Genomic DNA, 8,382 nt, shown 5'->3' on the forward strand with positions numbered 1-8,382 from the left:
TTCGGCCAGTAGAGCGAGCATCTCCCGCTCTTCCCCCGTGAGGTACACCGTGAGCCGGTGCGTTCGTTTTTCCGCATCTTGTTTTGGTGGCCGCGCCAACAGATACTCAACTCCTATTGAACAGTTATTTACCTGTACGTTATGCTAAAACATCCACCTGGATTAATCAAGGTTTCTTACATGTAAATTAAGTAGTGACGGACCCGGAGGCACACATGAACAGGCGCTTTCGGTTCAATCTCTTCTTCAACCAGGATAGAAACAAAATACCGATCCGCCGCATCTTTCGTACTGTCACTATGGAAGGAATGCCAACAAAATGACGTGACCATCGAATATCGAGCGGCTCAGGAATCCTGACCGGTGTATAATGCGGTTTACATTCTGTGATTCTGGGAATACAATAGAGACAGGGAACAGTGGGTACCGGTCTTGCCTTAGCCGGATGCCATGCGTGATTGTGGCGATCACGCATGGCTTTTTACGTCACATGGACAACCAGCTTATCGCTTTCTACGCTCGAACAGGTCGAGGCAGAGGCGAACGAGGGCAATACCTGCTTGGATGCCGGATAGTGCCAGTTGCATCCAACCCATCGCGCCTCACCCCCTCGCTGTTGGGTCTCAGCTAGGGCAAGACGCACTTCGTTCCCTGTCTCTATCCTTCATTATACCAATTCAATCGGATTAGAAACATAGCATCCACCGAAATGCACCTGGCGCCGGGAGCCCCCGGCTTTAGCCGTGGGGTTCATGACCACCGAACCACGATAATTCGCAGACTATTCCTTGTGCTGAAACCTCAGGAGACTTCAACTCGAATCAACCGTCGGTAATCCACCGGCACACGATTGCCGTCGGCTTGCCACAGCCACAAACGCCCTCCACGTAACTCCGGCACTCCCTCGATCACCACATCCTCGGACGGGTGAAAAAGAGTGAGGCGCACCGGTCTGCGCTGCTCAATGGCCTCGGACAGTACGTATTGCATCTCCGCTAGCTCATCCTCAAATAATTCCGGCGGTCGCCGGCGCGCTCGTTGTCTCCGATACCGTTCAGCCGTCGTTCTGTGTTCCGGAAGCAGAATTCGCATCGCCTCAAAGATGTTGCCGTCACGGATCGTTGTCACGCCCAGTGACCTCCAATCTTCTGCGATCGTTCACGAATCTGTCCGGCAGGTAGCAGACTACTGGCCCGCATTACCGCCGTTTCGCCAAAGCGCGAGTGAACTGCATCAACGGCCTGCCAGTACCGCTTTCGTCGCGGTACATCCTCGAGCAATGACAACTGGATGGCCGTAGTATCCTGCATCAGCATGTCCAGTGACACAGACACCGCACGCACTCCACTCCCGTCCCAGTGCCGGTCGAGCAACGCCACAAGGGTGGGATACAGTTCCTCCGGCCGGTTCGACGGCTGCGGAATGGTCTTGGCGCGATAGAATCCGCCGGTCAATCCCTCGTATGTCATGCCGATTCCGACTCGCCGGCCGGCTTGACCCGCTCGGCGGGCCCGTTCGCACACTTCGTCCAGGAGTTCGAGGAGCACCACCATGACATCCCGGCGCTCGTAATAGTCCCGTGGAAGGGTCATTCGGTTGCTGAATCCTTGATGGGGCACTCGCATCGTGTCCGGATTGAAGTCCGAGTAATCTATCCCATTCGCCCAGCGATGGATTACCTCTCCCCATACGCCGCACACCGCTCGTAAACGACCAACGGGGACTCGTGCAACATCGCCGATTGTTTGACAACCAAAACGCTCCTGCAGAACTTCCGCACGTCGTCTAAGCCCCCACATCTCGGTGACGGGCAGCGGGTGCAGTTCGTCCAGGACTCGATCCTTCGGCCACCACACAACGCCGCCTGGCGTCTTCTTTGCACGCTTGTTCGCCATCTTGGCGCACCACTTGTTCGGTGCTAGGCCGATTCGACATCGAATACGAAACTGGTCCCAAATCCGCTCCCTGAGTTCTCGGGCGACCGCAACAGGGTCGGGGAAAAGCTCACTCGGCCAGGGCAGTGCGAAGAAACACTCGTCCACACTGAAAGGCTCGTACAAGGGGAAGGTCATGCGAACCGTCTCATGGATTCGCACCGATACATCGAGATACAGCTGCATGCGCGGCCTCACCGTGATAAGACGTGGGCACACCTTTAGGGCCTCTCCCAAGCGCATTGCTGTGTCCACGCCTGCGTGCTTAGCCGTGGGGGATGCGGCGAGCACAATCCCGCTCCTGCGCTTCGGGTCACCCGTCACGGCGAGGGGAGGGTCGGTGTGATCGACCTCCAATTGGCGCCGGTCGGCCCAACGAGAGTTGGATGCAATCTCGACAGAAGCGTAGAAGCTCTGCATGTCGATGTGTCCGACAATCCACTCAATCGCCATCTCGAATTCCTGCTCTCCGCAGCCGGCCGGCGGCCTCTGCATCCAGCATGGCCCGCATGAACACGCTCTCTCGTTGCCAACCATGCTCTGTATACCGAATCGTTACATCAAGCTCGTTATCCTCGCGTTCAAACACATGGATATCCATGTCGTTTAGCCGTCTGTATAGTTCCCGGCGGTGCAGCTGTAGACGGCGCATGAGCAATTCGAGAATCAGGAGCTCCCTTAGAACCGCTGTCGCACGCACAGTCTTCACCACCGAACACGTGTTCTGGTTATGCACTCTGCTGAGGTGTTCAATCCGGCCGAACAGCGTGTGCCCGGCGATGATTGGGCGTTGTACATGCGCCATGACATCTGCTGGCTGACGGTCAGTGATATGCTCGTTCTCTTGCCAGGCTGGGAGACTTCGCGAGGTGCGATGATTGAGACGTTTCTCGCCTCTGTTTTAAACATCCCTATATACATCTGGTCTTTGACGGATAGGCAGATGTTTCCGACTGAAATCGACATCCAATCCGTCTTGGAGTCGCTTGGGACAAGCCTGGGTTCAGTTCGCGTGCCTAAAAGGCAGTTGGTAGGTGAACAGAGCCATGAGTGATTTCTATTTTCGCGAGGCAGTAGAGCAGTTTGCGCGCAACACGGAGCAATCATTCGACGCGACAGTGGTCTGGCTTTCCAAGCGTCCAGTGGAAGTTGCGGCGTGCCTGTTGGGTCTGGGTGGTTCTGACGGCCAAACTCCATCTAGGAACGTACTGACAGAGTTCCAATGTTGGCTGGCGGAACAACGAGGTGTTCATCAACAGAATCCGCGAGTAAGGCAACCATATAGTGCTTAGGAGGGCATTAAACGATGACGACGATAATAATCATGATAGACCCTCCGAACCCGCGGAGGGAGAAGGCCCGGATAATACCCAACGACGAACAAGTGCTCCGTACTGGTGTCGCAGGCGGGCCTTGGCACGTTTGCGATTGGCGTAAAAGAACTAGGAAGGAAGTTTATGTAGAGAAGAGAGACGAAAATGCTAATGGCCAAGTAGTACACCTGATATAATAGATTCGACCCATCAAAAGATGGCCAGCGTCTTGTCGTTGGCTGACACCCCCCTCGGCTGTCGTGGGACGGTGCGGTGCCTCCTTGTCGGAGAGCCGAGGGGGGTGAGAGTTGATGCGGTGGTTCCGTATTCGGTTGTTTCTCGTACCGACCGGACACGTGATGTTTCCGTTGTTCGTGAACGTCGAGATCACCATAAAAAAGCGATGACCGGTTCTCAGCCAACCGGTCATCAGCAAAACCACTGATCCCATCAACTCCGACAGAGCGCTGCATCGTCCGTCGGAACCCTGCCAGTAGCCGCTGGTAGGGTTCCTTTTGTTATACCCAGTATACCCGAATCGTTAGAGTTATACCACACCGACAGCCACTCCGCGTAGAGATTGGCCACCTTCGGAGTGACTGTCATCTTTGCTCAATCGGCCCAAGCGTTCGGTGCTGCAGGCCCCGTCTCACTGCCCGTCGGGAGATATCCAGGCGGACAGTATTACATTTTGCGTTGCTTTCAGTTACATTATGCCTCAGCCATACCTGCGTGTAAACCATCCATTCGGCCCATATATGGTGGAGACACGTTCCAAACGGCGGGAACCTCATCAGCGATGCTGTTGATGCAGAGGCTCGTCGTTTTGCCGTGTACGCGGAGAATGAATAGATCGGGATCTTGTGTGCCGACAAATTGCATCGTTTCTGCATTCTTCTCGGTTGGAGTATGAGGATGATTGAGGGGAGGGCCAATGTGTCTGTACAGGTAAACGAGACATGTACATTTGAGATCGCTGAGCGAGCGGTATGAGAGGTGGCACGTATGGACCTAAGTATAGTGATTCCAACATTTAACGAGGCTGACAACATTCTCGAATTGGTACGGCGGATTGAGATCTGTTTGGGATACACAGGATATTCTTACGAAATATGCTTTATTGACGATAGTACAGACAACACCCCACAAATTCTTGCTGAGGTGGCCGCTTTTCATCCGCAGGTTCGGTATGTGCACAGAACTACAGTCAGAGGCTTAGGGACAGCTGTAGTGGAAGGATTTCGACGGGCTACAGGTGAGAATATTGTTGTCATGGATGCTGATTTGCAACATCCTCCTGAGCTCCTGCCAAAAATCATGCAGCTTCTTGGTAAAGGAACGGATATCGTCATTCCGAGCCGCTTTGTCCCAGGGGGATCAGATGGCGGATTAAACGCGCTTAGAAAGTTTGTTTCTTGGACAGCGCGGACTATAGCGCGCACTTCAATACAGAAATTAAGGAATATCTCCGATTGTACCAGTGGATTCTTTGGGCTCCGGAAATGTGTCGTGGAAGGAGTGGATCTGGACCCGATTGGCTGGAAGATATTGATCGAGGTCCTGGTGAAGGGTAAGTATGCTCGCGTACACGAAATTCCCTACGGTTTTGAGTCCCGCACTGCCGGAGAGTCAAAAATGAGCCTTCGGGAACAGTGGAACTTTCTGCACCACATTGCCAAGCTGGTACGCCAGAGTCCGGAGGACAGGAGGTTTTATTTATTTTGTGGTGTCGGTGCACTGGGTGTCATAGTTAACATGTTGGTCATGGGAATGTGTGTACGCGTGTTTCACCTTCCTCCAGTCGGATCTTCGGTAATAGCTTCGCTCATTGCCATGGCCCATAACTTTCTCTGGAATGATAGAGTGACGTGGCGAGACTCGTCTTCTCCCGTCATGTGGCGCAGGACCCTGAAATTCCCGATATTCGTTTTGATTTCAACTATCGGGGTATTGGTGACGGCTGTAAGTGTTCAGTTGTTCCTGGGGTTTCACGGGGACGAATTAATCGGACAGTTGTGTGGGATTATCTGTGCCACGGTGTGGAACTTTAAAGCGAACAATCGTTGGACATGGAGAGAAATAAACACCAGGTCCTCGCACCGAGTCGTAGTGACTCGCGAGTAAAAAGAGGGTGCGGTACTATGTCACAAACCATCCGGACTAACGGTTCCAGCAACCTCCTATTTCCAGGTGCACGGTCGAATGTGACAATGGAAATAGGTGATGATCGTGCTCTTTACAGCAATCTCTCCCATGCTGGCCACGATGAGACCGGATGCTTTCGATGACCCAGATTGGCTGAACGAACCAAAGTGGGATGGCTGGCGTCTGCTGATTCACAAACAGAGCGACCACATCGAAGCGTATACCCGCCATGGCACCAACGTGACGCGAAGGTTTCCTGAGCTGCAGGAGGCTGTCCGTTATATTCACGCCGACTCGGCCATCCTGGATTGCGAGGGTGTATGCCTGCGCGACGGGCGGAGTGTGTTCGACGACTTTGCCTACCGCGGCCGATTGCGGGACGAACGCAAGATACTCAAGGCCACACAGTCTCACCCGGTAACTTTTATAGTCTTCGACCTAATTTACTCGAACGACCACGAACACACGCACGAACCGTTGGTCGAACGGAAGAAGCGCTTGGCCGACATCGTGGAGCCGGCACAGATGATTATGCCGACCATGTTTGTTCGTGGTGAAGGGATTGCCTTGAAGAAGCAGACCGAAGAGCGAAACTGGGAAGGCATTGTGGCCAAGCGTGCGAATTCGCGGTACGTCTTCGGTTCGCGGTCTCCAGACTGGCTGAAGGTGAAGAACTGGAAGACCATTGATACGGTGATTCTGGGGTACCGTCAGAAACCACAGTTTGGACTTATTGTCGGGGCTCACTTCCCCACTGTGCGGAATAAGCCCATCGCAGTGGTCGAATTCGGGTTCCGACCGGAGGAAAAATCGGCATTTCTGGCGGTAGCCAAAGATTTGCACACAGTGAAAGGCAAGGACTGCCAGTGGGTCGAACCTGTACTATGCTGCCGGGTACAGTACCTAGAGCAGACAGAACGGCACAACTTACGCATCGTATCATTCAAAGGTTTCCTTCCGAACAAGAATCCAGAGGACTGTGTGTGGGCGAGTTGAGAGGTGAAATACCGTGTGCGGGCGGTTCACGCAAGCGTTCGAGGACTGGTCAATCGTATTGAACTACTTTGGAGTTGTCGATAACGGGTTCCGATATCCCGCCAGATACAACGTTGCTCCGACCCAGGATGTCGCCGCCATTGTTTCGGATGGCCGCGAGCGTCGAATCGGCTTACTGAAATGGGGGCTGATTCATCCATGGGTACAGAGCGCGAAAAGCAACATACGCCCCATCAACGCACGCGCTGAAACGCTGTTGGTGAACCGCAGATTCCGAGACCTTGTTCCGAAGAAACGCTGCATTATTCCAGCCGACGGCTTCTATGAGTGGCAGCGGAATACGAAGCGTCCGTACCGGATTCGCCTAAAGAAACGCCAGGTGTTCGCCTTCGCGGGGATTTACGATACATGGCGCGGACCAGACGGTCAGAAGGTCAGCTCGTTCGCGATCATAACTTGTGCACCAAACCAATTCATGTGGAACATCCATGACCGGATGCCGGTGATCTTGGACGAGGCCGGTGTGGACCTATGGCTGGATCGGAGCGTAACGGACCCGGAATTGGTGACGTCGGTTCTCCGGCCGACTGATGAGGAGATGTATGCGTATCCGGTGAACCCAATGGTCGGTAATGTGAGAAACGATGGGCCGAAGTGCGTGGAGGAGTACCATGGATGAGTAGCTTACGTCATCGTTGAATTAAAAAAGCCGAATCCTTTGGGATTCGGCTGTGCCTTAATGTGGTCGTTTAACCACTAATTGTGGTCGCTCCATTAGTCGCCAACGGACACCAAGTGATGTAGCTAACCGAATGGGGTCATCATGAAAAATGATCTCCGGGTCCTCAGCAAACAAGTCGTGGATGTACGACTCATCTTCACGAAGATGTTTATCAATTTCAGATGCATCTAGGTGAAGGCGATTTGTCATGCACCGAACCACAGCATCGAGGTACTGTCGGTAATCGACTTGTTCCTTTACCACGGAGATCACCACCTATTACAGTAGTCTGCTTGCACTTTTTCACGTGATCTGGTGTCTTCTACAAATCTATTATAACCGGTTGCGTCAAGCAGTGTTTAATAATGTCCTCGTTTCCGAACCATATCTGCTCGAAATGATACGCTTGTGTGTTTTCCTCTGGCGTAAGTAGGCGAGCCAGTTCCGCGTCATCTGAAGGCCATTTATCGCGTGGCAAATGGATACCTTTGTTGTCCGCGCACCGTCCGCATATCCAATCGTAAGGCAGAGTTTCTCCACTTCGCCCTGCTCTTATTGTAGACGCCCATGTTGCATCATATTCATCAACGATGAGCTTTCGTGACGGCTTAATTCGCCGGAGCTTTTTAAGCTTGACCTTAACCATTACAAGCATGGGCGCGTAATCATCAATCCTGGCCCGCTTTCTGGCCCATGCAATGGCTTGCCAGGAGAATCCCGTCATGTAAAAGCCTGGTCCGAAATCGGTATTAGGGTTCATCTCTGGGTTCACAAGGCCGGGGATTCCGATACCCTCCGTAAAGCTCTCACGGTAACCAGTATGAGTTCCATGGAACAAAAATAATTCTAGGCTGTCCTGGAATGTATCGGTGTTTCGAAGATACTCTGATAGACGCATATGACTTCACCTTCTTGGCTTGTCCGAAAGAATCACGAATCCGCCTTTTCAATCCGGATGAAGAGATGTGCCGGGTTCTTCATCTTCAATATTCAAAATGAGAGATATGAAATATCTTTTCCACTTCGTCTATTCAGTCGGAGTCCAATCAAACTATACTCAACTCATTACTAATTATTTGCAGCCTAAAAATCAAAAATTACGCTGAACGTCTCCTAGTAGCTCCTCCATGGGAATACAATACCAGCAACATATCCGTTAATCAGTACAAAAAGAGTCTTGATCAGAGAGTGGATCCATCATTGATAGGATTCCGCTCTTTTTTTGTGCCGGTGAGCCTTCCCAAACAAGAGGGAGGCCGACAATTACCGGGAG

General features: G+C 52.5%; 8 protein-coding genes. 4 read left to right on the forward strand and 4 right to left on the reverse strand.

Going from position 1 to position 8,382, the window contains the following annotated elements:
* Positions 1-801: 801 nt before the first annotated feature.
* Genes AK2_RS16010 through AK2_RS16020 form a run of 3 tightly spaced genes read right to left on the reverse strand, consistent with a single transcriptional unit; the run spans position 802 to position 2,634 of the window.
* The gene (locus AK2_RS16010) at positions 802-1,128 is read right to left on the reverse strand and encodes a YolD-like family protein (protein WP_245632951.1); all 327 of its coding nucleotides are present in this window, start codon (positions 1,126-1,128) and stop codon (positions 802-804) included.
* A complete protein-coding gene (locus AK2_RS16015) occupies positions 1,125-2,387 on the reverse strand; it encodes a DNA polymerase IV (RefSeq protein WP_067937033.1) in 1,263 nt (420 codons plus the stop codon). Before AK2_RS16015 ends, AK2_RS16010 begins: the two co-directional genes overlap by 4 nt.
* Positions 2,377-2,634 (reverse strand): YhjD family protein, encoded by a 258-nt coding sequence (locus AK2_RS16020; RefSeq protein ID WP_067937043.1) that lies wholly within the window; start codon positions 2,632-2,634, stop codon positions 2,377-2,379. Before AK2_RS16020 ends, AK2_RS16015 begins: the two co-directional genes overlap by 11 nt.
* A gap of 30 nt (positions 2,635-2,664) precedes the next feature.
* Between AK2_RS16020 and AK2_RS16025 the strand changes: the two genes are divergently transcribed.
* The 4 genes from AK2_RS16025 to AK2_RS16045 all read left to right on the forward strand — a co-directional run bounded on the left by AK2_RS16025 (position 2,665) and on the right by AK2_RS16045 (position 7,067).
* Positions 2,665-2,988: a DUF4406 domain-containing protein gene (locus AK2_RS16025; RefSeq protein WP_067937044.1), complete on the forward strand. Its 324-nt coding sequence runs from the start codon at positions 2,665-2,667 to the stop codon at positions 2,986-2,988.
* A 1,264-nt stretch (positions 2,989-4,252) separates the two neighbouring features.
* Positions 4,253-5,371 (forward strand): glycosyltransferase, encoded by a 1,119-nt coding sequence (locus AK2_RS16035; RefSeq protein WP_067937050.1) that lies wholly within the window; start codon positions 4,253-4,255, stop codon positions 5,369-5,371.
* Between the two features lie 105 nt (positions 5,372-5,476).
* Complete coding sequence (locus AK2_RS16040) at positions 5,477-6,388, forward strand: ATP-dependent DNA ligase (protein WP_067937063.1); 912 nt, start codon at positions 5,477-5,479, stop codon at positions 6,386-6,388.
* A gap of 13 nt (positions 6,389-6,401) precedes the next feature.
* Positions 6,402-7,067 carry an SOS response-associated peptidase gene (locus tag AK2_RS16045; RefSeq protein WP_067937053.1) on the forward strand — a complete coding sequence of 222 codons (666 nt, stop codon included), beginning with the start codon at positions 6,402-6,404 and terminating at the stop codon, positions 7,065-7,067.
* 364 nt (positions 7,068-7,431) lie between these two features.
* On the opposite strand, the gene AK2_RS16050 is transcribed toward AK2_RS16045, so the two are convergent.
* Complete coding sequence (locus AK2_RS16050; RefSeq protein ID WP_067937056.1) at positions 7,432-8,007, reverse strand: DUF3990 domain-containing protein; 576 nt, start codon at positions 8,005-8,007, stop codon at positions 7,432-7,434.
* Between the last annotated feature and the right edge of the window lie 375 nt (positions 8,008-8,382).

This window comes from Alicyclobacillus kakegawensis NBRC 103104, from assembly GCF_001552655.1.
In the GTDB taxonomy this organism is placed as follows: domain Bacteria; phylum Bacillota; class Bacilli; order Alicyclobacillales; family Alicyclobacillaceae; genus Alicyclobacillus_G; species Alicyclobacillus_G kakegawensis.